The sequence below is a fragment of the Desulfobacula sp. genome (genome assembly GCF_030611305.1).
In the GTDB taxonomy this organism is placed as follows: Bacteria; Desulfobacterota; Desulfobacteria; order Desulfobacterales; family Desulfobacteraceae; genus Desulfobacula.
The window spans coordinates 28,978-54,010 of record NZ_JAUWQB010000014.1; the positions used below are offsets into that span (position 1 = coordinate 28,978).

27 protein-coding genes are annotated in these 25,033 nt (G+C 41.2%); 10 read left to right on the top strand and 17 right to left on the bottom strand.

The genetic code is table 11. The features are described 5' to 3' along the window. Positions 1-20 precede the first annotated feature (20 nt). Positions 21-317, bottom strand: a complete 297-nt coding sequence (locus tag QAI40_RS04255) for a hypothetical protein (RefSeq protein ID WP_299978541.1) — start codon at positions 315-317, stop codon at positions 21-23. A gap of 211 nt (positions 318-528) precedes the next feature. On the opposite strand from QAI40_RS04255, the gene yedF reads away from it, so the two are divergent. Beyond that, a complete protein-coding gene (yedF, locus tag QAI40_RS04260) occupies positions 529-1,143 on the top strand; it encodes a sulfurtransferase-like selenium metabolism protein YedF (RefSeq protein ID WP_299978538.1) in 615 nt (204 codons plus the stop codon). A 7-nt stretch (positions 1,144-1,150) separates the two neighbouring features. Here the strand turns inward: yedF and QAI40_RS04265 are convergent, their stop codons facing one another. The 8 genes from QAI40_RS04265 to QAI40_RS04300 form a co-directional block, all read right to left on the bottom strand. Next, positions 1,151-2,413: an SPOR domain-containing protein gene (locus tag QAI40_RS04265; RefSeq protein ID WP_299978535.1), complete on the bottom strand. Its 1,263-nt coding sequence runs from the start codon at positions 2,411-2,413 to the stop codon at positions 1,151-1,153. Next, a complete protein-coding gene (locus tag QAI40_RS04270) occupies positions 2,410-4,410 on the bottom strand; it encodes a penicillin-binding protein 1A (protein WP_299978533.1) in 2,001 nt (666 codons plus the stop codon). Before QAI40_RS04270 ends, QAI40_RS04265 begins: the two co-directional genes overlap by 4 nt. Then, entirely contained in the window at positions 4,407-5,282 is an 876-nt protein-coding gene (locus tag QAI40_RS04275) for a hypothetical protein (protein WP_299978530.1), read from the bottom strand. Before QAI40_RS04275 ends, QAI40_RS04270 begins: the two co-directional genes overlap by 4 nt. Positions 5,283-5,308: 26 nt before the next feature. Then, complete coding sequence (locus tag QAI40_RS04280; protein ID WP_299978527.1) at positions 5,309-5,896, bottom strand: zinc-ribbon domain-containing protein; 588 nt, start codon at positions 5,894-5,896, stop codon at positions 5,309-5,311. 3 nt (positions 5,897-5,899) lie between these two features. Then, positions 5,900-7,063 carry a type IV pilus twitching motility protein PilT gene (locus QAI40_RS04285; protein ID WP_299978524.1) on the bottom strand — a complete coding sequence of 388 codons (1,164 nt, stop codon included), beginning with the start codon at positions 7,061-7,063 and terminating at the stop codon, positions 5,900-5,902. Positions 7,064-7,098: 35 nt separating this feature from the next. Further along, entirely contained in the window at positions 7,099-8,181 is a 1,083-nt protein-coding gene (locus QAI40_RS04290) for a type IV pilus twitching motility protein PilT (protein WP_299978521.1), read from the bottom strand. Positions 8,182-8,252: 71 nt separating this feature from the next. Further along, on the bottom strand, positions 8,253-8,753 hold the full coding sequence (locus QAI40_RS04295; protein ID WP_299978518.1) for a DivIVA domain-containing protein: 501 nt from the start codon (positions 8,751-8,753) through the stop codon (positions 8,253-8,255). Positions 8,754-8,772: 19 nt separating this feature from the next. Continuing rightward, on the bottom strand, positions 8,773-9,072 hold the full coding sequence (locus QAI40_RS04300; RefSeq protein WP_299978515.1) for a YggT family protein: 300 nt from the start codon (positions 9,070-9,072) through the stop codon (positions 8,773-8,775). Between the two features lie 210 nt (positions 9,073-9,282). Here QAI40_RS04300 and QAI40_RS04305 point away from each other — a divergent pair, with 210 nt between their 5' ends. The 3 genes from QAI40_RS04305 to QAI40_RS04315 all read left to right on the top strand — a co-directional run bounded on the left by QAI40_RS04305 (position 9,283) and on the right by QAI40_RS04315 (position 13,154). Next, positions 9,283-11,421 (top strand): aldehyde ferredoxin oxidoreductase family protein, encoded by a 2,139-nt coding sequence (locus tag QAI40_RS04305; RefSeq protein WP_299978512.1) that lies wholly within the window; start codon positions 9,283-9,285, stop codon positions 11,419-11,421. 3 nt (positions 11,422-11,424) lie between these two features. Next, positions 11,425-11,622: a sulfur carrier protein ThiS gene (gene thiS, locus QAI40_RS04310; protein WP_299978509.1), complete on the top strand. Its 198-nt coding sequence runs from the start codon at positions 11,425-11,427 to the stop codon at positions 11,620-11,622. A 107-nt stretch (positions 11,623-11,729) separates the two neighbouring features. After that, complete coding sequence (locus QAI40_RS04315; protein ID WP_304511457.1) at positions 11,730-13,154, top strand: DEAD/DEAH box helicase; 1,425 nt, start codon at positions 11,730-11,732, stop codon at positions 13,152-13,154. A 63-nt stretch (positions 13,155-13,217) separates the two neighbouring features. Here the strand turns inward: QAI40_RS04315 and QAI40_RS04320 are convergent, their stop codons facing one another. Continuing rightward, a complete protein-coding gene (locus QAI40_RS04320; protein ID WP_299978503.1) occupies positions 13,218-13,631 on the bottom strand; it encodes a hypothetical protein in 414 nt (137 codons plus the stop codon). Further along, on the bottom strand, positions 13,588-13,740 hold the full coding sequence (locus tag QAI40_RS04325; protein WP_299978500.1) for a hypothetical protein: 153 nt from the start codon (positions 13,738-13,740) through the stop codon (positions 13,588-13,590). Before QAI40_RS04325 ends, QAI40_RS04320 begins: the two co-directional genes overlap by 44 nt. Positions 13,741-14,258: 518 nt before the next feature. Here QAI40_RS04325 and tatB point away from each other — a divergent pair. The 3 genes from tatB to QAI40_RS04340 all read left to right on the top strand — a co-directional run bounded on the left by tatB (position 14,259) and on the right by QAI40_RS04340 (position 16,068). Beyond that, a complete protein-coding gene (gene tatB, locus QAI40_RS04330) occupies positions 14,259-14,642 on the top strand; it encodes a Sec-independent protein translocase protein TatB (RefSeq protein ID WP_299978497.1) in 384 nt (127 codons plus the stop codon). A gap of 3 nt (positions 14,643-14,645) precedes the next feature. Then, positions 14,646-15,455, top strand: coding sequence for a twin-arginine translocase subunit TatC (gene tatC, locus QAI40_RS04335; RefSeq protein ID WP_299978494.1), 810 nt, complete (start codon positions 14,646-14,648; stop codon positions 15,453-15,455). A gap of 145 nt (positions 15,456-15,600) precedes the next feature. Continuing rightward, a complete protein-coding gene (locus QAI40_RS04340; protein WP_299978491.1) occupies positions 15,601-16,068 on the top strand; it encodes a cytochrome c3 family protein in 468 nt (155 codons plus the stop codon). Positions 16,069-16,138: 70 nt separating this feature from the next. Here QAI40_RS04340 and QAI40_RS04345 read toward each other — a convergent pair whose 3' ends face one another. The 6 genes from QAI40_RS04345 to QAI40_RS04370 form a co-directional block, all read right to left on the bottom strand. After that, positions 16,139-17,554 (bottom strand): cobyrinate a,c-diamide synthase, encoded by a 1,416-nt coding sequence (locus tag QAI40_RS04345; RefSeq protein WP_299978489.1) that lies wholly within the window; start codon positions 17,552-17,554, stop codon positions 16,139-16,141. A gap of 27 nt (positions 17,555-17,581) precedes the next feature. Further along, positions 17,582-17,839 (bottom strand): dissimilatory sulfite reductase D family protein, encoded by a 258-nt coding sequence (locus QAI40_RS04350; protein ID WP_299978486.1) that lies wholly within the window; start codon positions 17,837-17,839, stop codon positions 17,582-17,584. A gap of 89 nt (positions 17,840-17,928) precedes the next feature. Continuing rightward, positions 17,929-19,083: a dissimilatory-type sulfite reductase subunit beta gene (gene dsrB, locus QAI40_RS04355; RefSeq protein WP_299978483.1), complete on the bottom strand. Its 1,155-nt coding sequence runs from the start codon at positions 19,081-19,083 to the stop codon at positions 17,929-17,931. A 15-nt stretch (positions 19,084-19,098) separates the two neighbouring features. Then, on the bottom strand, positions 19,099-20,424 hold the full coding sequence (gene dsrA / locus QAI40_RS04360) for a dissimilatory-type sulfite reductase subunit alpha (RefSeq protein ID WP_299978480.1): 1,326 nt from the start codon (positions 20,422-20,424) through the stop codon (positions 19,099-19,101). A gap of 195 nt (positions 20,425-20,619) precedes the next feature. Further along, on the bottom strand, positions 20,620-21,714 hold the full coding sequence (locus QAI40_RS04365; protein WP_299978477.1) for a hypothetical protein: 1,095 nt from the start codon (positions 21,712-21,714) through the stop codon (positions 20,620-20,622). An 80-nt stretch (positions 21,715-21,794) separates the two neighbouring features. Next, positions 21,795-22,472 carry a tetratricopeptide repeat protein gene (locus tag QAI40_RS04370; RefSeq protein WP_299978474.1) on the bottom strand — a complete coding sequence of 226 codons (678 nt, stop codon included), beginning with the start codon at positions 22,470-22,472 and terminating at the stop codon, positions 21,795-21,797. Positions 22,473-22,626: 154 nt separating this feature from the next. Here QAI40_RS04370 and QAI40_RS04375 point away from each other — a divergent pair, with 154 nt between their 5' ends. From QAI40_RS04375 to QAI40_RS04385, 3 genes are all read left to right on the top strand, one after another. Beyond that, on the top strand, positions 22,627-22,887 hold the full coding sequence (locus tag QAI40_RS04375; protein ID WP_299978471.1) for a BrnT family toxin: 261 nt from the start codon (positions 22,627-22,629) through the stop codon (positions 22,885-22,887). Next, positions 22,877-23,104, top strand: a complete 228-nt coding sequence (brnA, locus tag QAI40_RS04380; RefSeq protein WP_299978468.1) for a type II toxin-antitoxin system BrnA family antitoxin — start codon at positions 22,877-22,879, stop codon at positions 23,102-23,104. Before QAI40_RS04375 ends, brnA begins: the two co-directional genes overlap by 11 nt. 463 nt (positions 23,105-23,567) lie before the next feature. Then, positions 23,568-25,033 (top strand): retention module-containing protein (locus tag QAI40_RS04385; protein WP_299978465.1); only part of this gene is annotated, 1,466 nt, incomplete at its 3' end.

Below are 25,033 nucleotides of genomic sequence, written 5' to 3' on the forward strand. Positions count from 1 at the left end.
GCTCTATAAAAAATCAGTGACTACAAACCAAGGATATTAAGCCCTTCTTCAAGTTCAAAATAAGGTTTGAGATTATATTTATATCCCGGCACACCAAAATAGATGGCCAGGCTTTCAGCGACAGCCTGTAAACCTTCTGCAAGCCTGTTATTGTCCAGTTCATAATAGGTGATGGAATTCATGCCATTGATTTTACTGGCTGAAACATACGGCCCTTTTTTATTTATAAACTCTGGCAGGACAGGCGCCTTAAGATATCGTTTCGCAATTTCTTTAGTACTTTCAGGCGGATAGGTGACATTTGAAATAATGACCATGTTTTTCTCCTTTTTTTTAACAATTGTATTTACATCAATTTACTAAAAGTATGGTCATATAAGGCCCTGGCTGTCAAATCTTTTTAATTCCCAAATATTTTATCAGCATTTTCAATGACAATTGAAATTCATATTGGATATAGCAATTTGACATAGAGTTGAAGGCTTCTTAAAATTAACAGGTGAAAAGAGAAAGGAAAGGAATCATACAATGACAAAAAAAATTGACTGTAGAACACTTGAATGTCCCGCACCTGTACTGAAAACAAAAGAATTTCTTGAACAGGAGGCCGTCACAGAAATTAATATTATTGTTGACAATGATGCTGCTGTGGAAAATGTAACCCGGTTTTTAAACTTCCAGGGGTTTGAAGTATCTGTTGATTCTGACGGTATCATCTCCACGGTATCGGGCCAACGTACCCCTGAAAAAGCTAAAAAATTGGAAACTGATTCCGGCCCTGTTAAAACAAAAAAGGAATCCGACAGCCAGAAAATTTTAGTCATACTCTCTTCACAGCAGATTGGAAAGGGGAATGATGCTCTGGGCCAGAAACTGATGATCAATTTTGTTAAAACCTTGAAAGAACTGGGTAATGACCTCTGGCGCCTGGTACTTTTAAACCATGGTGTAAAATTTTCTATCAAAAATTCCAAAATTCTTGAAGAACTCAAAGAGCTTGAACTATCAGGCGTAGACATCCTTGTTTGCGGGGCATGCTTAACTCACTTGGGATTGATGAATGAAAAAGTTATCGGTGAAACGACTAACATGCTTGATGTAGTGACATCAATGCAGTTAGCCGATAAAGTCATTAATCTCTGATTATAATTTATTTGTTGTTGACAAAAAAATCATCAATAATCCTTTGCTGCTTTAGTTTCTGGCCGTAAGCTGTCGCACTTTTCTTATCAGCAAATTCGGAAACCCGGACCACAAACCATGTCTTTCCACCACCATCCACCTTTTTGACTATCGCATCAATTCCTTTTTTCTTTAAAATATCAATATACCTGACAGCATGTTTCTGATTTAAATATGCGGCCACCTGGATCGTAAACGGCTTGGGTGCCTGAATTTGAATTTTCACTTTTTGTTTTTCAACTGCTTTTGGTTTAAACATATGGAACATGGTATTTATCATAAAAAATCCAAGCCAGATCGAAACAACCGAAAGAAAACCCGCCTTTAAATAAAATTGTGTCTTTTCATGCTCTTTGATATATGCGATTCCCCTGCCCACAGATAAAATCAAAAAACTTAAAACAGATCCAATGAACGCCCATGCGTTTTTCAAATAAGAAACACCCTTCTCCGTTATCGACCCTATCTTTTTTTCAATCTCAATCTTCTTTCTAGGCTTTCTCTCAGGCAATAGAAAGGATACTTCCTGTTGAAGGGTTTTATCAGTTTTACCAATGGCATCCTCGATTCTTTCTGAATATCTCTTTTTAAATACAGGATCTTTTAGTCCATGCTGATAAAGTTTTTTTGCAATAAAGTCCTTTCTTTCCAACCCGAGAAAGATATCAGTCATTAAAGCTGACAAAAGTTTATTGGCATAATGCTTTTCCGCAAGGACAGACAATACTTCCTGCTCAAATGATGTCACAATAGTTGATTGTCGAAGTTGGGCAAGCCACAGTTGGGCAATATCCTCATCCTCCGGGTTCATCTTCAGATAAACCATAGTGCCTAATTTAAAATTTTGATTTTTAACAGAAGTATTTAATTTAAATTTTGCAATGGCACCGGATATTTTTTGAGCTATTTTTTTTGCAGAAAAAGGCCAGAGAAGAAACGTATCATAAATTCTTAACGCTTTTATATAATTTTTCTCAGCCTTATTCAGAATTCCCGACCTCTCCCAGGCCTGCCCTTCTTTAATCAAATTCATCACGGCTTTCTTAGCTGTCATATCCATTAAAAAACCGATCACAACAACTAAGCCTGTAATGGCCACAAGCCCGGTGGTTAAAGGGCTGATCCCGGGAAAGAACCTTGTGAGCCCTGGCATAATATAAAAAGTCAGCGGTATGGTAAACAGAGTGGTGATCCACAGATGTACACTGATGTTTCTTAAAATCCAGATCATTGTTCCTCTTCCACACACAAATGTTGTTCAGGCTTTAAAGGGACTTTCAAAACTTCAAATGTCTCATTCCCCTCTTTTGGGTTACACCCTGTTGTTGTATCCACACTTTCAAACCGGATATTATCAGGAATTGGGAAATCTCTTTCAGGCTCTGATTTGAGGGCATTCATCATGAACTCAGCCCAGATCGGTGCAGCGATTTTACCACCTGTAATACCAACCTTGTTGATATCCATCAATTTTCTTTGTTTATCAAAACCAGTCCAGACAGATGTGCTGAGTGTCGGTGTAAACCCTGTAAACCAGGCATCATTGTAGCTGTCCGTGGTGCCGGTTTTTCCGGCAGCAGGACGGTTGAATCCCAGTTGCCGAATGGATCGCCCTGACCCCCTTTCAATGACTGATTTCATCATATCCACCACCTGATAAGTAGTGGAGGGATCAAGCACTCTTTTTTCCTGAACAATGTGCTCAAAAATAACCCTGCCGAATGCATCTTCCACCCGCCAGAAAAGAAAGGGTTCATGCAGAACCCCAAGGTTGGCAAAAACCGTATATGCAGATGCCATTTCAAAGGGTGTCACACCTGAGGTTCCGAGAGCCACGGAATACACATCTTCTAATGGGCTCTGAATGCCACAGGTTCTGGCAGTTCTGTTAACCGCCTCTGGGCCGGTTTTTTCTACAAGCTGGGCGGCGATCGCATTAACAGAGTTGATTAACGCCTTTTTTAAAATCATATCACCTGAAAAGGTTTTGCCAAAATTTTTTGGTTCCCAGTCTGCCGCTCCTTTTACCGGGATGATAACAGGTTTATCCGTCAGGATGGTTGCAGGATGGAACCCTAAATTTTTAAATGCCGTATAATAAAGAAAAGGCTTAAAACCGCTTCCCGGCTGCCGAAGACTTTTTATGGCCCTGTTGAATTCACTTTTGTAATAATCCCTGCCCCCGACAAGGGCTTTCACAGCCCCGGACCCTGTATCAATGGCCACAAGCGCCCCCTGGGGATAATCCGCATTTTCATCTTTAATACCCATCATGGTGTCAAGCCTTCCAAGGCCTTTTTTTAAAGACTGCCGGGCATAAGTTTGCAGTCTTGTATCAATAGTGGCAAATACCTTGATGCCGCCATGATAAACAACATCTTCTCCATACTTTTGAATCAGCTCGTTTATCAGCGCATCTAAAAAATAACTTCCTGATCTTGAATCGGATTGTTCATGATAAAGTTCAGGTTTTGTCAGCATGACTCGCTGAGCTTCAAGATCAGATATAAACCCAACCTGTACCATTCTTTTTATAACAACCTCACGCCTTTTTAACGCCCGGTCATAGTGCCTGTATGGATTATAATTTGTAGGAGATTTAGGCAGTCCCGCAAGAAGTGATGCCTCAGCCAGGTTTAAATCCAGAGCAGATTTACCGAAAAATACTCTTGAAGCTTTTTCAATACCCTGGGCCCCCGCGCCAAAATAAATTTGATTGATATAGGCATGTAAAATTTCTTCCTTTGTATTGGAAATCTCAATCTGTAATGCCACAAGCAGTTCTTTGAATTTACGTTTATATGTTTTTTCAAAACTGAAAAACAAATTTTTTGCGAGCTGCTGGGTAATGGTGGACGCCCCCTGGACCTTGCCTGATTTAAAAAACGTAATATAAAGCCCTTTTACAGTTCGAAGCTTATTGATCCCGTGATGTTCAAAAAACCTGTGATCTTCTGTTGCAAGAATCGCATTAATAAAATCCTGGGAAACCATGTTCAAGGGAATGGTTTTTCTCTCTCCAAGAGTCATCATCACCTGCCCGTTTGAGGCAAAAACCTGAGTTTGAGGCCTTTCAATGATCCGGCTTAAAGGAGACGGAAGCTTTGGAAGATCTTTTGCAACAAAAAACACCAGAAACATCCCGCAAAGACATCCGAGTGAAACAAGAATTAAACCGGAAAAAAGGCAGAACCGGATAAGCTTTATGAATCTTAAAACCAGATTCAATTCCCCTCTCCTCTAAGATTCAGACTCAGCTGCCAGACAGCCCATTCGCGACCTTTTATAAAAACAACCTGCTTGCCCCCTGTCTCTTCAAATTCAAACCCGAGTTTAATATAACCGTTTTCCGCTTCATTCCAGATACCAATGTTAACGATCTTTCCATCCTGTTTCAGTAACTTTTCAGGATTCACTATCAGATCGGGAATAATATCAGCAGGCAGTTTAAACAGGGTATCAAAAAAAAATGGGGCCGGATATATCCGTCCCAGAAATCCATCCATATCCGCAAGTTCCCCTGGCACTGGCTTGTCACCGTTTTCAATCTCAAGGATATCTTCTTTTCTAAGATCAATCTGTTTGATCACTCTGTTTTCAGAATCAATAAAATAAATCTTGATCCCCCCTGTGATACCTTCGCAAAATATCCTGTCCAGAGAGCTGCCGTTCAACAACCAGACCAGTTGCGCCGGTTCGATAATTTTTAAAGCCGTCGATTTTTCAAGGGTCAGATAAAGTATTTTAAACTGCTGTTTCTCCAATGTAACCCAGTCCCCTGGCAAAATACCTGAAGCAAGGTCGGAAAAAGTGGATGCCTGATGAACGTTTTGCCGGGTATCCTCTTTTTTACTGATAATCTTATTAAGGTACTCATGGGCATTGGAAGTTTGTTTTCCCGTCTCCCAGATAGCTCCTGTTTCAGGACGAAACTCATTTGTGGAGGTAAGATAAGAGCCGACAAGGTTTTCAACCCAGTCAAACCTGAATTCAGAAAAAATGAAAGTAGCCGTAATGATAAAGACTGCAATATTTAGAAAAGAAAAGGTTCTTCTCAGCCACTCAGAAAAATTTAAAGGTTCATACCATTGCTGGATCATAAAAAATTCTTATGCACACCGTTCCTTTACGCTTTTCCGGCCTGTTTCAAGGAGTCATTATAGACCGTGTAAAAATTTTTATGCTCCATTAAAGCCCTGGATAAAAATGCTTCCAGATGAATAATGTCATCCTGGTGAATGATAGTGTCCACACTGGAATGCAAGGCAGCCATGTTATCATTGGTATTGAATTTGTTGCTGACCCAAATAAGGCAGATCCTGCGCCTTAAAGACATATCAATGGTATTCATCCTGTTAAGAATACCCGAAAACCCCTTATTCTGATCAAAAGCATCATCAATGATCACCAGATGATAAATATGGTATTCAAGTCTTTTCAATGCAGCTTTGGTGTTTGCTGCTGTCTCTGCATTCAGTCCCATCTGTTTAATAAGCGAATACACCTTTCTTTTCAAATCATCCCCATCAATACAGACAAGGGCATTCAGCCGTTCATCAAAGGAGAGATTTGAAATTTGTTTTTGCTGTTTTACAGCAGGGACATGGACCTTTTCTTTGCATTTGGGACATTTAAAGACTGACTCTTTGTCCTTGGAAATTTTGTAATCCGGAATATTGAGTTTTGTTTTACAATTATGGCATGTCACGTTCATAGCTTAACTTCCTTTATATCCACGATCAATTTCCAATGAATCAATATTTGTTGTGGTTTCACCACGGGAACTTTTTATCGAATCAAGGCCTCGACCCACAATATCCTTCCTTGATGCATAGGATGATGCGGTGTCCTCACTGATATTTCCCTTTTCATAAAGAGAAATGATATATTCATCAAAAGAAACCATGTCCTGGGCCTTGCCTGTGGTAATGATATCATTGAATGTCTTGCCCTCGGACTCTCCATTGAGAATAGAATCTTTCACCCTCAAATTCGAACCCATAATTTCAAAGGCAGCCACCCTTCCGCCGCCAATTTTTGGCAACAATCTCTGAGACACAACCCATCTGATTGTATCTGCCAAACGGATTCTGATCTGTTTTTCTTCTTCAGTGGAAAACATCCCCAAAACACGATTAATGGTTTGGCCGGCATCTACGGTATGCAATGTTGACAGGACAAGGTGGCCTGTTTCAGCCGCAGAAAGACCAATTTCCACTGTCTCCCTGTCACGCATTTCACCTACCAGGATCACTTTTGGGGCCTGCCGCAAGGCAGCCCTCAAACCATTTGCAAAGGTATCAAAATCAGCTCCCAGTTCCCGCTGATTAAAAGTGGATTTTTTCTGGGAGTGCTGATACTCAATCGGATCTTCAAGGGTGATCACGTGAACAGACTTTGTTTTATTGATTTTATCCAATAGCGCTGCAAGAGATGTTGACTTTCCAGAACCGGTTGCCCCGGTAACAAAAACAATACCGTTTCTCTCTTCTGCCATTGTATGAAATGCACGGGGCAAATTCAGCTCCTCAATGGTGGGAATTTCTGTCTCAAGTTTTCTTAGGACAATGGAATACTTGCCTGATCTTGAAAATATATTTACCCTGAACCGTGCTTTATCCCCCAGTTGATAGGAAAGATCGCAAGATCCTTCTCTAATCAGCGTCTCTGTTAATTTCCGATTATTATTAATCAAATACAATGCAAATATTTCAGTTTGAAACGGAGTCAGCAGTTTAAAGTCCGGATCTATGTTCACTGCAACCAACTCACCGGAACTTTCAACCTGTAGCGGTTTGTCCGGCGTAAAGTTCAAGTCTGAAACATTGTCATGGGAATCCAGCATTTTGGAAAGGATATGGTCAATCTGCTGTTTTTTCATGCCATTTTCCTCTTAGTTTTAATTTAAATAAACCTTTAAGCTTCTGTAAAATCAGCCGGCGGATTCTTTAAGAATGGCCTGAATAAGGATTTATTATTCGCCTTTCCATATGCCTCATCCGGGCTGATCCATCTTTTCTTGTACAACTGCATGATGGCATCATCCAGCAATTGCATCCCATATTGTTTTCCTGTCTGAATCATGGATGGGATCTGGTGCGTTTTGGCTTCCCGGATAAGATTTCGCACAGCAGGTGTTGCCACAAGGATTTCCAAAGCCACGCATCTGCCTTTTTTATCCACCCTTTTAAACAGTGTCTGAGCGACAATAGCTCTCAGGCCATCAGACAATGTAGACCGTATCTGAGCCTGTTCAGTGGAGGGGAAGACTTCAATAATTCTGTCAACGGTTTTGGCTGCACTGGAAGTATGCAGGGTACCAAACACCAGGTGGCCTGTAGACGCGGCTTCTATGGCAAGGGAAATGGTTTCAAGATCCCTTAACTCACCCACAAGAATAATGTCAGGGTCTTCACGCAAAGCCCCCCTTAGTGCTGATGAAAAAGATTGTGTATGTGATCCCACTTCCCTGTGACTCACAATAGAACTCTGACTTCTGTGCACAAACTCAATGGGATCTTCTACGGTGATAATATGATCTCTTCTAGTCCGATTTGCCTGATCAATAATGGCTGCCAGAGTAGTTGATTTACCGGAACCTGTTGGCCCTGTGACCAGGACAAGGCCTCTTGGAAGATTGGCCAGTTTTGAAATAACGGGAGGAAGTCCAAGTTGTTCTGCCGTCATTATTTCGGCCGGGATCTCACGGAAAACTGCTGAGATGCCGTTTTTCTGCATAAAATAATTTGCCCTGTATCTGGCAAGTCCCGGAATTTCATAACCGAAATCCACATCCCCGGTCTCTTCAAAAACCTTGATCTTCTCCTGGGAGGTTATTTCATATAAAAGTTTCCGTAATTTATCGCTGGTCAGAGTCTCATATTTTATACGTTCAATATCGCCATGAAGCCTTAATGCAGGTTGCTGGCCAGAAGCCAGATGGAGGTCAGAAGCACCCTGCTCATGCATCAGTTTAAAAAAAGCATCAATTTCAGCCATTTTCCATACCTTTTTTTAGTTAATGATTCTCTCGTTCCTATGCGCATGTGCGGGAACGAAGTATTAATAAATTATGCTTGTTTGATAAATTTTAAGGTAGAATCGGTCTCGTCGGCAGTCTTATTTTCTTCCTTTGTCATCTCAACCAATTTTGAGTGGGATTCGAGTACAGCGCTGATTTGCATTTCAAGCTGAATTCGTTGACGTTTCAGCTCAATAATATCACTGTGAAGTTGTGAAAGCCGATTATGCGCCCTGTTCAACATTTTTTCAGCTTCAACTTCAGCATTGGCAATGATCAGCTGTGAAGATTTCTTAGCATTTTCTTTCATTTGATCCAGGACTTTATGGGACTGAATCATGGCGTTTTTCATAGAATTTTCTCTCTTTCTATAGCCCTGATTCTCCAGATTCATCCGATGGTTTTCTTCTTGAAGACTTTGAATGGTATGATTCAGATTATTAAGTTCTTTTGTCACATCTTCAAGAAAATAATCCACTTCCTGAACATCGAACCCTCTAAATCTTGTCGTGAACTCTTTTTGCTTAACAACCAGTGGTGTTATACCCATAAGAATACCTCACTTTTCATTATGCTATTGTGCGTGCCAGCCCGTGAAGGCTGTTCACAACAAATGTCTGAAGAAAAATAATGACTAAAATCACTATAACAGGAGATATATCAAGCCCCCCGAAATTCACGGGAAGTCTCTTTCTAATTTGATAGAAAACAGGCTCAGTTGCCATATTAATAAACCTTACAATGGGATTGTAAGGATCAGGACTCACCCATGACAAAACCGCGCCTGCAACAACGATCCACATATAAAACGTAAGTCCATAATCCAGAACAACGGCTATGGCTTCAAAAAAATTGGCTAATATGAGCATTTATATTACCTTTTCCCAAAAGAATTGCATATCTTTTAATTTTCTGGTTAACTATGAATACCATGAAAAGTCAAGTTTTTTTACATATTTAGCCGGATTAAATATTTGCTTTCATTGGTTGACAACCGGCAGTGATTATAATAATAATGGTTTAACCATTTCAAATCAATATCAATTACATGGAAGTATCTATACTTAAGGAGTCATAAAATGAGTCAAATCAATCTTAAAGAAATAAAAGCCATATCTTATAAAAAAGCCACAATAAAAAAAGGGTATACCGATCAATCCCTCCGCGTTAACCTTGATGCAAACAATATCATCATCAATCCCATCGAAGAAAAGATAAAAAATAAATTTATCGGGGGGAAAGGGTATGATCTCTGGTTGATGTGGAATGCGGTTAAAGCCAGTACCAAATGGAACGACCCTGAAAACGCCATATGTATCTCGTCGGGTCCCCTTGGCGGGACTCCCGGGTACCCCGGCGGCGGGAAAAGTATTGTGACTGCTATTTCACCTTTAACGGGTGCACCCATTGATTCAAATGTAGGCGGATATTTCGGGCCCTATAAAAAATTTTCCGGATTTGATGTGATCCAGGTTGACGGAAAAGCAAAAGAAGATACCGTCATTTTCATAGACGGGATTGAAAGCAAAATCAAAATATTTGAAGCAAAAAATCTTCCAAGCGATTCCTATGAGCTTTCAGATACTTTAACCCGGTATTTTGATGAGGACAAACCTGTCAATGTTTCTGTTGTAACGGCAGGTCCGGGTGCAGAACATACATTTTTCGGATGCCTTAACTTTTCCTGGTGGGATGCCGGACGTAAAAGAGTCAGATACAAACAGGCTGGTCGCGGCGGTATCGGAACTGTTTTTGCCGATAAAAAAATAAAAGCCATTGTGGCACGATATGGTGCCATTTCCATGAAATCCAATAACCCTGCGGACTTTGACGGGCTAAAACTTGTCACCAAAACCCATGCAAAAGAAATCAATGAACTTGATCCCAAACAGAACAGGATGTCTCTTGTTGGAACGACCCACCTTGTGCCTATCATGAACGATCATGACTGTCTGCCCGTACATAACTTCAAATTTGGCTCCCATCCGGAAAGCCGTGTCATTGGGGAAGAAGTCTATGAACATATTTTTGACAAGGGCTTTGATGGGTGCTGGAAAGGCTGTACCGTTGCATGTTCCCACGGAGTCAAAGACTTTTCACCATTTACAGGCCCCTATAGAGGGAAAAAAGTATTTGTTGACGGGCCTGAGTATGAAACAGTGGCGGGTTGCGGTTCCAACCTGGGTATTTTTGATGCCCAGACAATCCTTGAAATTAATTTTTATTGTGATGCTTATGGGCTGGACACCATATCCGTTGGAACCTCCCTTGGATTTGTCATGGAATGCTTTGAGAACCATCTGATTACGACTGACCATACCGACGGAATGGATTTAAGCTTTGGCAGCCGGTTTAACGCCTTGGAAATTATCCATCAGATGGCAAGGGGTGAGGGATTTGGCGCCATTGTCGGTAAGGGTATCAGACAGATGAAACAAATCTTTGCAAAAGACTTTGGTGCTGACATGGCCTTTATGCAGGACATTGGCATGGAATCCAAGGGACTTGAATTTTCCGAATACATCACCAAAGAATCCCTTGCCCAGCAGGGCGGGTACGGATTGGCCTTAAAAGGCCCCCAGCATGATGAAGCCTGGCTCATCTTTCTTGATATGGTTCACAATTTCATGCCAACATTTGAGGATAAGGCAGAAGCCCTTCACTGGTTCCCCATGTTCAGAACCTGGTTCGGCCTTTGCGGACTTTGCAAACTTCCCTGGAACGATATTGTTCCTGAAGACAACAAGAACACACCTGAACCTGCCAAAGTAATGAAACATATAGGCTGGTATGCTGATTTCTTTTCTGCTGTTACCGGCAGGAAAACAGGGCCCGATGACATCATTACCATGAGTGAGGCGGTTTATAATTTCCAGAGAATTTTCAATCTGAAAATGGGCTTTGGTACAAGAGAGCATGATACCGTACCTTACAGGGCTGTTGGCCCTGTGACCGTGGAGGAATATGAATCACGGCAAAAACGATATGATGAACAGCTTAAAGAAAAATATGGGTTGGATATCAGCACCATGACTTCCAAGGACAAAGTCGCTGCATTAAGACAAAAAAGAGAAGAACAATATGAACTTCTCAAAGATGCTGTCTATGAGCGGCGCGGATGGAACAAAAATGGAATCCCCACCATTGCAACCGTCAAACGTCTTGGTATTGATTTTCCTGAAGTCATGGAAGTCTTAAAGAAAAATGGTATCGAATAACGCATGATCGAAGTTGATGGAAAACAAGTGCCATGGTCTGAAAACTGGACCATGGCATCTCTTTTAGAAACACTTGACAATGTTGAATTCTGTGCAGTTGCCCGTTTAAACGGCAGACTTGTTTCAAGCCCTAAATTTGCTGAAACAATCATCCCTGACAACTCAAAAATTCAATTGCTGCCTCTGGTTGCCGGAGGATAAAAAAAGTTTTTTAACAATTTTAACTTCACAAATAACTGCCTGTCTGTTAAAAACCATTTGGTAACAGTCCGACAACTATTATTTAAACTCTTAAAAGAAAGTAACGATTGAAACAATTTTTTTTATTTTTAAAGGCGCTTTTTAGCAGAAAACGCCAGACAGAATCACCTATTGTCCTATCACCGTCCAGACCTGAAACCAAAATACCAAGAAAAAGACCTGCAAAACCCAGGGAAAAAAAATGGTCCATCAATGATTTTGCTGTGGAACCCCGGGAAGGGGAAACAAGATTTCACGACTTTGATCTCCCATTGAGTGTCATGCATGCCATTTCAGATTTAAAATTCAACTATTGCACCCCTGTCCAGGCAAAGCTGCTGTCCCATACACTGGAAGGGAAAGATGCCACAGCCAAGGCCCAGACAGGCACAGGTAAAAGTGCCAGCTTCATTATCACTATTTTAACAGCATTTATAAAAAAAGCTTTTAAAAACAGAAAGGGAGCCCCAAGAGCATTAATCCTTGCACCTACCAGGGAGCTTGTTTATCAGATTGAAAAGGATTTCAAGGAACTTGCCAAATATACCAATTTAAGAATTCTGTCCATCTTTGGCGGAACAGGCTATAAACAGCAACAGATCATGCTGAGAGAAAGGCCCGTTGATATCATTGTTGCAACACCCGGTCGGCTCATAGATTTCATGAATAAGAGATTGATCGACCCCTCCAAGATTGAAATTGTTGTCATAGATGAAGCAGATCGTATGCTGGATATGGGGTTTATTCCGGATGTCCGCAGAATCATTTTAAAAACACCCCATAAAAACAATCGACAAACCCTGTTCTTTTCTGCAACTTTAACACCGGATGTTTTAAGGCTGGCAGAAAGCTGGACGACCAGGGAAGCGGTACAAATAGAAATAAATCCTGAACAGGCGGCAGCCGACAGCATTCATCAGATTATCTATATTTCAACTGAAACAGATAAATTTAAACATGTCTATAACCTGATCAATAATGAACAGTTAAAACGCGTACTCCTGTTTGTAAACCGTAAAGATACGGCTCGAACCCTGTCGGCAAAATTTGAAAGATACGGCCAGAAATGCAGTGTGCTCTCAGGCGATATCTCACAGGACAAACGATTTAAAGTTTTAAATAATTTTAAAAACGGCATGATCAACCTTTTGGTTGCAACGGATGTGGCTGCCCGCGGACTGCATATTGAAGACATCAGCCATGTTATCAATTATGATCTTCCCCATGAGCCTGAACATTATATCCATAGAATCGGTAGAACGGGTCGGGCTGGCGCAACAGGGATATCCATCAGTTTTGCTGATGAAATGAGTTCTTTTTTTATTCCTAAAATCGAAGAGGTGCTGGGAAATAAAATCGAATGTGAATATCCGTCTGAGGAATTGGACAAGCCCCTTCCCGAGCCAAAGAAAAAATATTATTCAAAACCAAAGTATAAAAAAAGGAAGCCGTTTAGAGGGAAAACCAGGTCCGACAGGTACAGGCAAAAATAATTCCCTTTCCCTGGTGTTCTTCACCCCGGACAAGTTTTTTTATGTCTCACAAAAGTATCTGGTTTACAATACCAATTTTTCCAACCCGTTAAAGTTGCCATTTTTTTCAAACCACTGCAAAAAACGGATATAATGCTGTAGATACCTTATATGGATGCAAGGGTCTATTTCATTTTTCCTGTCATAATAATCCTGTATAACCCAATTCATGACATAAATATTAGAGGCTTTAATCATGTATGGAAGGTATTTCAGTTCTTTGTCACTCAAAGGTCCGATCCCGGTAGCGCTGGCTTTCTGGTAAGCATGAAAAAAGACGGCAGTTTTTCCCATATGAAGTCTGCCGCCTGCTTCTCCTTTCCAAACCATGCAAAAATAAATTATGGCAAGGGCAACATCAAAGCAGCGGGCATCAATCTTTGACCAGTCAAAATCAAACAATCCGGTTATGGAATCTTGCAAGGACAACGGCAGCATTTTTCAGATCTTTTTTGCTGCAGTCAGGGTTAACCCAGCTGTATCTGTCTTCATCGGTAAGAATTTCAAAAATGGCATAAAAATAATTTTGACCATTATATTGATTCACAAAAGTTTTTCTATCCCTTGTATGGATCAGTCCGGCCACAAGGTCAAATCGCTTTTTCTTCAGATGCTTTATGATTGAATGTTCAAATTCTATTTCACTTTCATTTTTTCCGAATTTATATTTTCTAAGAAAATAATTCTCTTTTTTACCTTTGGCACCAGTTTTTATGATAAAGCTTTTGTTTACAGAGATCCCAGATGAATTTGTTCACAATTTATCAAAGCACCAATGGCATAATTTGTTGATATAATATCTTTTAATTGGTCAGTAAAATTTTCATTTGTCTTCATTGCTTCCTTAAATCGCTCCTCCGACTTTTCCAGGTCGGTCATACCGATCAAAATCTCTCTTCAACTCTCACCATAACACAAAAGCATCGGCTTTTAATATATAAAACCCATTTGATTTAAGTGTTGTAATGTCTGGCTATTTATCCTTTCTTGACACTAAGTCGACATTCAGTGTAAAACTACAATCCTGGTAATCAGTAATTTTCATTAAAGGAGTTGAAATAAAAAATGTTTGGTCTTGGAATGCCTGAAATTTTAATGATTCTGGCCATAGCACTCATTGTCATAGGGCCTAAAAAACTGCCGGACCTGGCCAAAACCTTAGGCCGTGCCATGGGAGAATTCAAACGATCTGCCCAGGATTTTAAACGCAGCATTGATGTGGAAACTACTGTTAAAGATATTAAGGATGTCGCAGACCCTGAAACAGATCTTAAAGGGATTATAAAAGACGCTAATATTAAAGATGAAACAACTGCGACTTCCAGGGAAGATTCCGGCTCACAGGACCATAGCAAAGAAATTCCGGATAATAATACAGATGATGCTCCAGTAGATAAAGAAGCGGATAAAACCGATAACAACAAATCAGAACTCGATAAAACCGATTAACATATGAGTAAAGAAGAAAAAAGCCCTTTTACAGAGCATTTAGGAGAACTGCGAGACAGACTGGTCCGTTCCTTTATTGCCGTGGGCATTGGCTTTGTGGTCGCTTATTTTTTTAAAGAAAAATTATTTGAAATTCTGATAGCTCCCCTTGTCACTGCCATGGGTGAAAATGGAAACGCTCAGATGATTTTTACAGGACTTCCTGAAGCGTTTTTTACTTACCTTAAAGTCGCCTTACTCACCGGAATAATTTTTGCGACCCCTGTCCTTTTTTATGAATTCTGGATGTTTGTATCTCCCGGCCTTTACAGGGCTGAGAAAAAATACTTTTTACCCATTGTATTTCTCTCTGTCTTTTTCTTTGCTATTGGTGCCTCTTTTGGATATTTCATTGTTTTCCCATACGGATTTAAATTCTTTTTAGGATTTGCCACGGAAACCATTTCCGCCATGCCATCCATGAAGGAATATCTCTCGTTTGCTTCAAAGATGCTCCTGGCATTCGGCTTTGTTTTTGAACTGCCCCTGGTGTTAACTTTTATGGCCAGAATGGGGCTTGTCACTGTGCCATTTTTAAAGAAGAACAGGAAATATGCTCTTTTGCTGTTTTTTGTTGGTGCAGCGCTTATCACACCACCGGATGTGGTCACCCAGATCATGATGGCCCTGCCCTTGATGCTTCTTTATGAAATCAGCATTATCGGCGCTAAAATATTCGGGAAAAAAAAGGCTGAAGAGATTGATGATGACCCGGAAGAAGACCAGGATATCAAATCACAGGCAGACACAGAAAACCAGAAGGAAGAACCATAAATTTAGAAAAGTTTTAGTATTGACTTTTCAATTGTCTTGGGTGTAAAAACTTAAATAAAATATTAAAGAAACAATCGGGGGTATGGAAATACCGCTGATAAAAAGGCAAAATAAAATGTTAATTATGAAAGGAGCGAAACCAATTATGAACAAAAAACTGCTGACTCTGCTCTTGGTTGCAGGTATTGCTGTGATTTTTGTTGCAACAGGTCTTAATGCTGGAACAGAAGTCAAAGATAATTTAATCTTGGAAGATCCTGGTTACAAAAAACCCAAAAAACGGGCTCCAAAATTCAAATCACTGGCATTCACCCACAAAAAGCATATGGAAGATCACAAAATCTCATGCGGAGAATGTCACCATGACAAGGACAATAAACCCTTGGATCTTAAAATAGGTGATAATGTCCAGAAATGCAGCGAATGCCATAACAAGTTCAAAAAAGACAAAAAAAACAGAAAAGACATCATGGTCCATGAAAACGCCATGCATGGAAATTGTGTCACCTGTCACAAAGACATCAACAAAAAAGCCGGCGATAAAAAAGGAATGAAAGGCCCTGCTCCTGCTTCCTGCACTAAATGCCATATCTCTACAAAGAAAAAGAAATAACCGTTTTATAAAAACGATTACGCTTTAAAAGAGGTTTTCCAGGATCCGGAAAGCCTCTTTTTTTATGGAATCAGGCTTGAGCGGCTTTGAATGCTCTTGCTTTTTTGACCAGGGAGGGAGCCCAGGAAGGGCTGCCAAGAGCGTGGATATGGGTATAGGTCCCAAAGGTATTATTTTGAAAAAAACCATCCTTTTTGTCAAGGATACCTTTGCCCCGTTCCATTTTAAAGGCCATTTCATGATCCTGATAATCTATATCCAGAATACTGGAATACCTGAATTCGTGACCCTTTAAAGTTTCACCCATTTTAAAAAATGGATTTTCATTAACAACTTCAACCTTGGTATATCCGTGTCCCTGTGGTCGTTTGGACAGCCCGAATTTAATGGGAAGAATTCCGGACATGGGATATTCCCTGTCATTCAACAGGATACTTTGACCTAAGAATATCAATCCCCCGCATTCTGCATAAATGGGAAGCCCGTTTTGAGATAATTTTCTCAATTTTTTCCTAAAGACAGTATTTCCAGCAAGCTGCGGTGCATGCGTTTCAGGAAAGCCTCCTCCCATATAGATGGCATGAACATCAGGTATGCTCTCTTCTGTCAAAGGACTGATAAAAACAATGTCAGCACCCAGCTTTTTTAATGCATCAATATTGTCGGGATAATAAAATTGAAAAGCCGAATCTCTTATGATTCCAATTGTAACAGGTTCAGGTTCGACCGGTTTCACTTCTGAAGAATTGATTTGAATTATAGTTTCGGGCTCAGTGCTATAGTATTCACCGGTTACAGTTTTATAGAGTTCATCTAAATCAATGTTGTCTCTGGCAACTTTTAAAGTGGCCTTAATCGCCTGATCAGAAAAGGCGTGTTCCTCAGACGTAACAAGCCCCATATGCCGTTCAGGGAAATCTTTGGACTTTAATTTTGGGACAGCCCCAAACACAGGGATATTACAATATTTCTCTATGTTTGCCCTCACCTTTCCTTCATGTCTTGAACCTGCTATCCGGTTAAGGATAACACCGCAAATTTTGATTTCAGGATCAAACTTCATGCACCCCATAAGCAAAGCTGCCATTGTACGGGTGCTTTTGGTACAGTCCAGGACCAGTAGAACCGGCAGGTTTAAAAGTTTTGCAAGTTCTGCGGTTGAAGTGGAGCCATCCATATCAATACCGTCATAAAGCCCTCTATTGCCTTCAACAACAGCAATATCGCAGTATTTTGAATTTTCCTGATAGGATTGTTTAACAATTGGAGGGTTACAAAGAAAGGTGTCCAGATTATAACAAGGACGTCCGGCTGCCTTTGAAAGCCAGCCGGCGTCAATATAGTCAGGTCCCTTTTTAAATGGGGAGACCTTAAGGCCTTTTTCTTTCCATGCAGCAGTGATCCCCAGGGAGATTATCGTCTTGCCTGATCCCCCCCTAAGGCCGGCAATAATAATTCCCGGAACCTTTTTACCGCCTTTTTGCATGGATAAATTTGACTTGTCTTTATCTTATTATTCTTCGCCTTCAGACGAATGCTGGATACCGCCGCCTTTAAGCCCATACATGGTTGTACTTCCTGAAGACCAGTATTCAAGAACTTCTTCCTGAACCATTTTAGTAATAACTTTTTTAATAAGTCTTGGTTTGTCATCCGGGAAAACTTTATAGAAATCTTTGAAATAAAACTTGGTTTTGTTTTTGGATTTTTTGGTCATCCAATCCACCACTGCTTTAGTTGCAGCTTCTTTATTATCAAGAAGTTCACTCATTGTCATACTCCTTTGAAATGAAATGTATCAGCCGGAGCGCAAATACACTCCGGCTTCAACAACTTTATAAAACAGGTAAGGTTAAAAACCTATTTTGAAAATTTAAACTGAGTTGTCTGACGCCAGCTCATGTATGCCTGCTGACGGAAATCATCAATAAGATGATGGGTAAACTCAAGCTCACATACCTCAAAGAATTTTTCCCATCCGATTCTCTCAGCCCATTCACCCAGACGCTCATACTTGTTAGCGCCATTGGAATATGCATTAACCATATTCCTGATAGACTTTGTCATGGAAGGCCATCTTGGCATCTCATTGGGCAAAAAGCCCACAACAACTTTTGAGAATTTAGGTTCGGAAATTCTGTTGGAAACCTTACCACCCGCCATAAGAACAATACCATCACCTTCTGTATCAGCCAGAGGCATGGAAGGACACATGGTGTAACAATTACCACAATACATGCATCTTTCATCTTTAACAGCAACAGACTTTATTTCCGTACCGTCGGCAAGTTTCATTTTAGAAGGTTTGATTGCTGCTGTGGGACAAGCTGCAACCGCCAGAGGAATTTCACAATATTTATCAAGATATTCATGATCCAGCATGGGCGGTTTTCTGTGATATCCGAGGATGGCGATATCAGAACAATGAACCGCACCGCACATGTTCAGGCAGCAAGCCATGGAAACTCTGAGCTGCGCCGGAAGTTTCATATCCGTGAAGTCATCAAACAGCTCGTCCATTGTAGCTTTTACAGTACCCGAGGCATCTGTTGCCGGGGTGTGGCAGTGAATCCAACCCTGGGTATGAACAATATTGGTAATACCGGCACCGGTTCCGCCGATGGGGAACTTAAGGGAACCGCCGTCAAACTTTCTGGAAGCCAGATCGTTTTTAAGGGGCTCAAGTTTATCTTTTGAGTCAACCATGAACTCGATATTATTACGGGTGGTGAAACGAAGATGCCCGTCACAATGTTTATCAGCAATTTCACAAATTTCATTGATATGCGTGGTGCTCATCAACCGACAGCCACCCACTCTTACAGTATATACTTCGTCTCCTGATTCACCCACATGAACCAGTACACCCGGTTCAAGGATTTCATGGTGAGACCATTTGCCCTTGTTTTTAGCAATCACAGGAGGATAGAACTCATTATAGTCTCTGGGACCGATGTCTGAGATTCTGTTTTCCATCGGTTTTGCTGGATTATAACCAGTAGAAATAAATGCCATTATAATACTCCCTTTCTATCTAAGATGATGTTTTCTGTATTCTTCAACGTCACGGTCCCAACCGCCTTCAACCTCATCCTCTTTCCAGAAGATATACGGATTGCTTCTCGGATATGAAACATGCTGTGGTATTGCTTTAATTCCAGTTACTTCGAGAAGTTTCTGGAAACCCTGACGCATGATCAGCTCACCAAGTCTTTCACGGTTCTTGCCTTCTTCCATCCACCAGTCCCAAATATTTTCAATGACTTCTGTAATTGCTTCATAATCATTGTCAGCATTAACTTCGACAAATGGTACAAGCAAAGAACCCATCTGGGCACCGTCAAGGATTGGAGCCTTGGCACCGCAAAGAATGGAACAGCCTGTATCTTTACCGACCTTAAGGGCTCTTGGCATTACATTAATACAATGCATGCAGCGGGTGCAGTTGGCATCGTCTATAGCCAGTTTTTTGTTTTCAAATTTCATACATCCGGTGGGGCAAAGGGCGAGTACTTCTTTTTCAAGGTCAAAGGGACCCCAGTCGCGGCCTTTATGTGCACCCGCATTGGAAGGATAAGCTGCATCATTTTCAACATATTTATTGACGGCATCCTGATCAATCCGGATATTATCTTTCCAGGTACCGATAAATGACATATCAGACCGTGCAATAGATGCAACACAGCAGTTTGGACAGGCATCAAATTTAAATTTAAATTTATAGGGGAATGCCGGACGATGAAGTTCATCCTGGTATTCATTGGTCAAAAAGTGACACAATGCCTGGGTATCATAACAGGCATATTCACATCTGGACGAACCCAGACAATCAGCAGGTGTTCTCAGGTTTGAGCCTGATCCGCCAAGATCCTGATTATAATCATGTGTCAGTGTCCAGAATACTTCCTCAAGCTGAGGAGTGGTGGTACCCAGAAGAATAATATCACCGGTTGCGCCATGCATATTGGTAACACCGGAACCCCTGAAATCCCAAAGTTTAGTCAATTTTCTAAGATAATCGGTTGTATAATATTTACCAGCAGGCTGGGCCACACGCATTGTATGAAAATGCTCTACACCTGGGAACATTTTTGGCTGGTCGCAATATCTTCCGATAACACCGCCGCCATAACCGAAAACACCTACAATACCGCCATGTTTCCAGTGAGTTCTACCATGCTTGTAAGAAAGCTCCAAAACACCCAGAAGATCGTCTACACAATCCTGGGGGATCTGGAATTCAACACCTTCTTCATTCTTGGCTCTGACTTCAGCTTGTTGTTTCAGATCAGAAACAAAACTCGGCCATGGGCCGGATTCCAGCTGATCCAGAAAAGGAGTCTCATGTTTAGCCATTTACTTACCTCCGTTAATAGTTAATTTACATTCAATCAATAATGAAAAAGTTCTCAAACTTTTCATTCAATAGTCTAATTTGGCGTTATTCCAAAGGGTTATAAAACCGCCTTTTTTTTCTTGGGAACAACTTAAGCAAAATAACATTGCAGATATAAAATTTTACTTTCAACATGTCAATAAAAAAGGTTTTTTTTACATGTTTTTAAAAATTGATTGCAGAATCCTGCAATGAGATTCAAGATTTTGTTCTAATAAATTAATTTCAGAAGACTCGGGACGACAGGATTCTAAAATATTTTCCATAATTCCAATGATCTGTTCCAACTTGAACTGCCAAAAGAACTCAATAAAAACTGATCTTAAATCTCCAAAATCATAAGCGCTGGATTTTTCATCCAACGCTTTTAAAAAACCTTCAATGCTTGCTTTTATCACCTGCTTTCCAAGCAGTATGGTTTTACCCGTACCATTAATTCGATCAAGGCGCATTCTTAAAGTCAGATTCAAAAAGAAAAACAACAGGCAGGGTAGAATATGTGTTTTTTTATCCGCTTCTCCGGCGCCAAATTCCGTTAAAGGTGAATATCCTCTCACGGTGATCAGCCGGATATGAGTGCTGTCCTCCTCCTGCCTGACAATAAAATCTCCGGCCGCATGATGCCAGGGAAAAATCTGCTCAAAGGTTTCAAGATCATAATAATACGTCAAAATCCGGGAGATTTCCTGATAAATTTCAAGCGCCTCTGTTTCTAAGATATAGTGGCAGCTGCCGTCGGATTCCCATATGACAATTTGTCTTCTATCCTGGTCTTCGGTGACATGGAATTCTTTGTAGCCTTCAAACCATTCCCCTAAAAAAAAACCGATCCTGCCGTTATCTGTTTTTATGAAATCAATACCAAAGACCCGGGGGAGATAGTGTTTTGAATACGCTTGATTCATTCGGGATATCAGGTCATATTCATTTTCAATCAAAGACAGACCTGCTCTTGATACCGCACCATTCAGGACAAAAGAACAGGTTCGGCTCTCACTGACAACAACCTGAATTTTTAAAGGGTGATATAAAGCGCCGTGCTTTTCAAGAAAAATGACAATCTTATAGATCTGATCCGTTGGAACAGGTGCATTGAAAACAGCTTCAAGGCCTGATTTCAATAGTGTAAAATCATTTTTTAATAAAAATTGACGGGCAGCTGAAAAGTAATCCCCGATCGTTATAACAAAATTTTCGATACCATCTTCAGAAGGAATATCGCTGGAAAACCCGGTGCTTTTCCCTGACAAGGCAAATTTCCATAAACAAGAGCCAGGGAAAACCTCTTTTTCTTCACCAGATATAAAAAAACAAAAAAGACGGGGATACATTATGCCTTTCTGTGAGGTGCAAGCTCGTCTTTCAGCTTCTGAACCACTTGAAAGCCTAATTTTTCAGCCTTATCACAATGGGCAATGGCTTTGTCAAATTCCCCTGTTTCAAGATAGCCCACGGCAAGATTGTTATGGGCCACCGGGAATTCAGGCTGCACTTTAATGGCCTCAAGGTTTGCCTTGATACCTTCTTTTACAAGTCCTTTCATAAAATAGGCAGTCCCCAGGGTGGCAAAAGCCTGAACAAAATTTTTATTATGAATAATGGCTTTTTTGAGATTTTTTATGGCCTTATCCATTTTTTCTTCATCTTCCTTTGAATCTTTACCGTCAATCAACTGAAGCAGAACAAATGCCATATTGCCATACCCTTCTGCAAAGCCGGCTCTTGCTTTTGTAGCACTCTGGTTAAACCGGTAGCATCCTTCAAAATCCTTTCTCTGAAGACAGATACCGCCTAAAAGGACATAGGCCTCGGCAAGCGTGGGGCTGCGGTCAATAGCGTCATGGAGTGCCTTTTCAGCCTCAACAAACTCCTGCTTTCCCATAAGGGCTACAGCAAGATTGTAATGGGTTGTACCGCATTCATCATTATGAACAAGCGCAGCTTTTAATTTTGCAATATACTCATCCGCATCTTTTGGAAGATTCTTCCCCTGATCAGCGTTTGTCATTCTTCATATCCTTATTTAATATTTACAGCAGTTTCAAATCCTTGATTTAAAATTCAATATACTATTTCCGACATGACTTTGTGTCAAGACCCATTAAAAAACAGACACCTGTTTTGATTGACAATCTATACCAGATAGATATATTATTTATACTATGAAATTTGAATATGATCTTATAAAATCAAAAACTAACAAAAAAGAGCATGGGATTGATTTTATTGAAGCTCAAGAGCTTTGGAAAGATCCCGACTTATTGGAGATTCCGGCGAGGACGACGGATGAACAAAGGTTTTTGGTTATTGGAAAGATAGCAGTAAAGCATTGGTCAGGCGTTATCACATATCGTGGGGAGAATATAAGGATTATCTCTGTGCGCCGGGCGAGAGATGAGGAGATTGAGATATATGAAGGCTAAAGACTTTGACAAAAAGTTTGATGAAGGAAAGAGCATTGTAAAACATCTGGATCTTTCAAAAGCCAGACGATCTGAACAGGAACAAAAAAGAGTCAATGTTGATTTCCCGATCTGGATGATTCATTCTTTGGATAAAGAGGCTAAGCGGCTCGGTGTTCCCCGACAGTCAATTATCAAAATCTGGCTTGCAGAAAGATTGCAGCAAGTCTCAGCCTGAAAGCCGGATTTTTTGACTCAAAAAAAGAAATTATATGATCATGTCACAGGCTGATCACCTTACGTCCGCTGGATGGCCATTGCAACAATCTCTAAGATTACCTTCGCTGACCGCCATGAACTCACTCGTTCCTCGCTCAAACACCATGGCGGTTTAACCGCTACGATAATCAAAACTTGTAAGCAAAGATCCATAATGCTCCCGTAAGGCAATCAGTCTCTACCAACCAGCATAGCAAATTCGCTTTGTAATGACTCGCTGTTTATTACATTCCATAATTTCCAGTGGAAATTCAGGGTGTCTTGTCCGAACGGTTTGCCTGGATCGGAACAGGTGTGTGAAAATATTTAAAAATTAGACCTTGGTACAATATCTTTTTTTATCTGGATGACTATAATAATTGATAATATAATAGTTTAATTGCCATTCCTTTATCAATAATATAAAACTTTGGAGGCCAATCATGGCACAAGCAGGAAGCATAAAAGAAATTTCAGGTTCGGTAAACGCACGAACATCCACGGGGCAGGTTCGAGAACTTAACGTCGGGGACATAGTTTATGAAAATGAACTGATTGAGACAACCGGCGGCTCCAGGGTCACCATTGAGCTGGACAACGGAAAAACAATAAACCTGTCTGAAAACGCACAGATCCTCATTGATGAATCCGTCACCGGCGTAGTTGATGCCCGTGATGCAGTCGTCAGTGAAGTGGAAGGTCTGCAGGCAGCACTTGAAGCCGGTGAAGAGATCGGTGATGAAGAAGCAACAGCCGTGGGTGAAGAGGATGACGCACATGACTTCGGCCTTGACTACTATGCAGGCGACCAGACTAGAGGCGAAGTCGACAGTTACCTGTTCCCCACTGATTATGGCTCAGACGCAGAAATCATAACCCAAGAGAACGGTGAAATCGAACCCCCAACGATCACTGCAGCTATTGATCTGGATATCAATGTTACTGCTGATGATATTATTGATGCAGAAGAAGCAAAAAGTATTATCCCTGTAACCGGTACTGTAGGTGGCGATGTCAAGGCAGGTGATATAGTTACCCTGACAATCAATGGCAACGATTACTCCGGACCGGCATATGATGACAATGGAACATTAAAATTCAGTATTGATGTGCCGGGTGCGGAACTGGTCGCAGACCCTGATCATGTGATTGAGGCAAGTGTGACAGCTAGCGACGACTTTGGGAACACTGCAACAGCAACAGATACTGAAGGGTACGGGGTCGACAGCGGCCTGTCCGCCAACGTATCATCGGTCACGGTCAACGAGAATGCTCTTGATCTGGTTGTGGGTGGGGACGACCTCGCAGCGGGCACAGTCACCGGCAGTCTGCCTGGTAGCACGGATGAAACAGCAGGTGACACACTGACGGCCGACGGCGGGTTTGGTCAGCTAAGTTATGCTCTGGTAACTGGAGGCAATTCAGCCACAGCCGGAACCTACGGTACGATTCAGATCAACACGGATGGAACCTATCTCTACACCCTGACCTCACCGGTGGATGGCCCCAATGCGAACAACGGCGTCACCACCGAGATCGCCGCCGACTCCTTCACCTACGAGGTGACTGACAACTACGGCAACACCTCGACGGAGACCATCACCATCAACATCGTTGATGATGTGCCGACGGTGGATGTTGGTCTTCTTTATGGAGGAGATTTTTCGCTTCCGAGCCTCACCACCCAAGATGCGGAAACCATTGGTACTGACTCAGACACCGCCTCTGATTCGTTTGCCAGCCTGTTTACTCTTACTCAGGATATGGGAGCAGATGATGACGGCACAGCGGCTTCATTGGGTTACACTCTGTCTGTGACTACAGCAGCTACTGGTCTCACCAGTGACGGCGAGGATATCAACGTAGCACTTGTCGGCAACAACATCGTGGGCAGCACTTCTACTGGTGG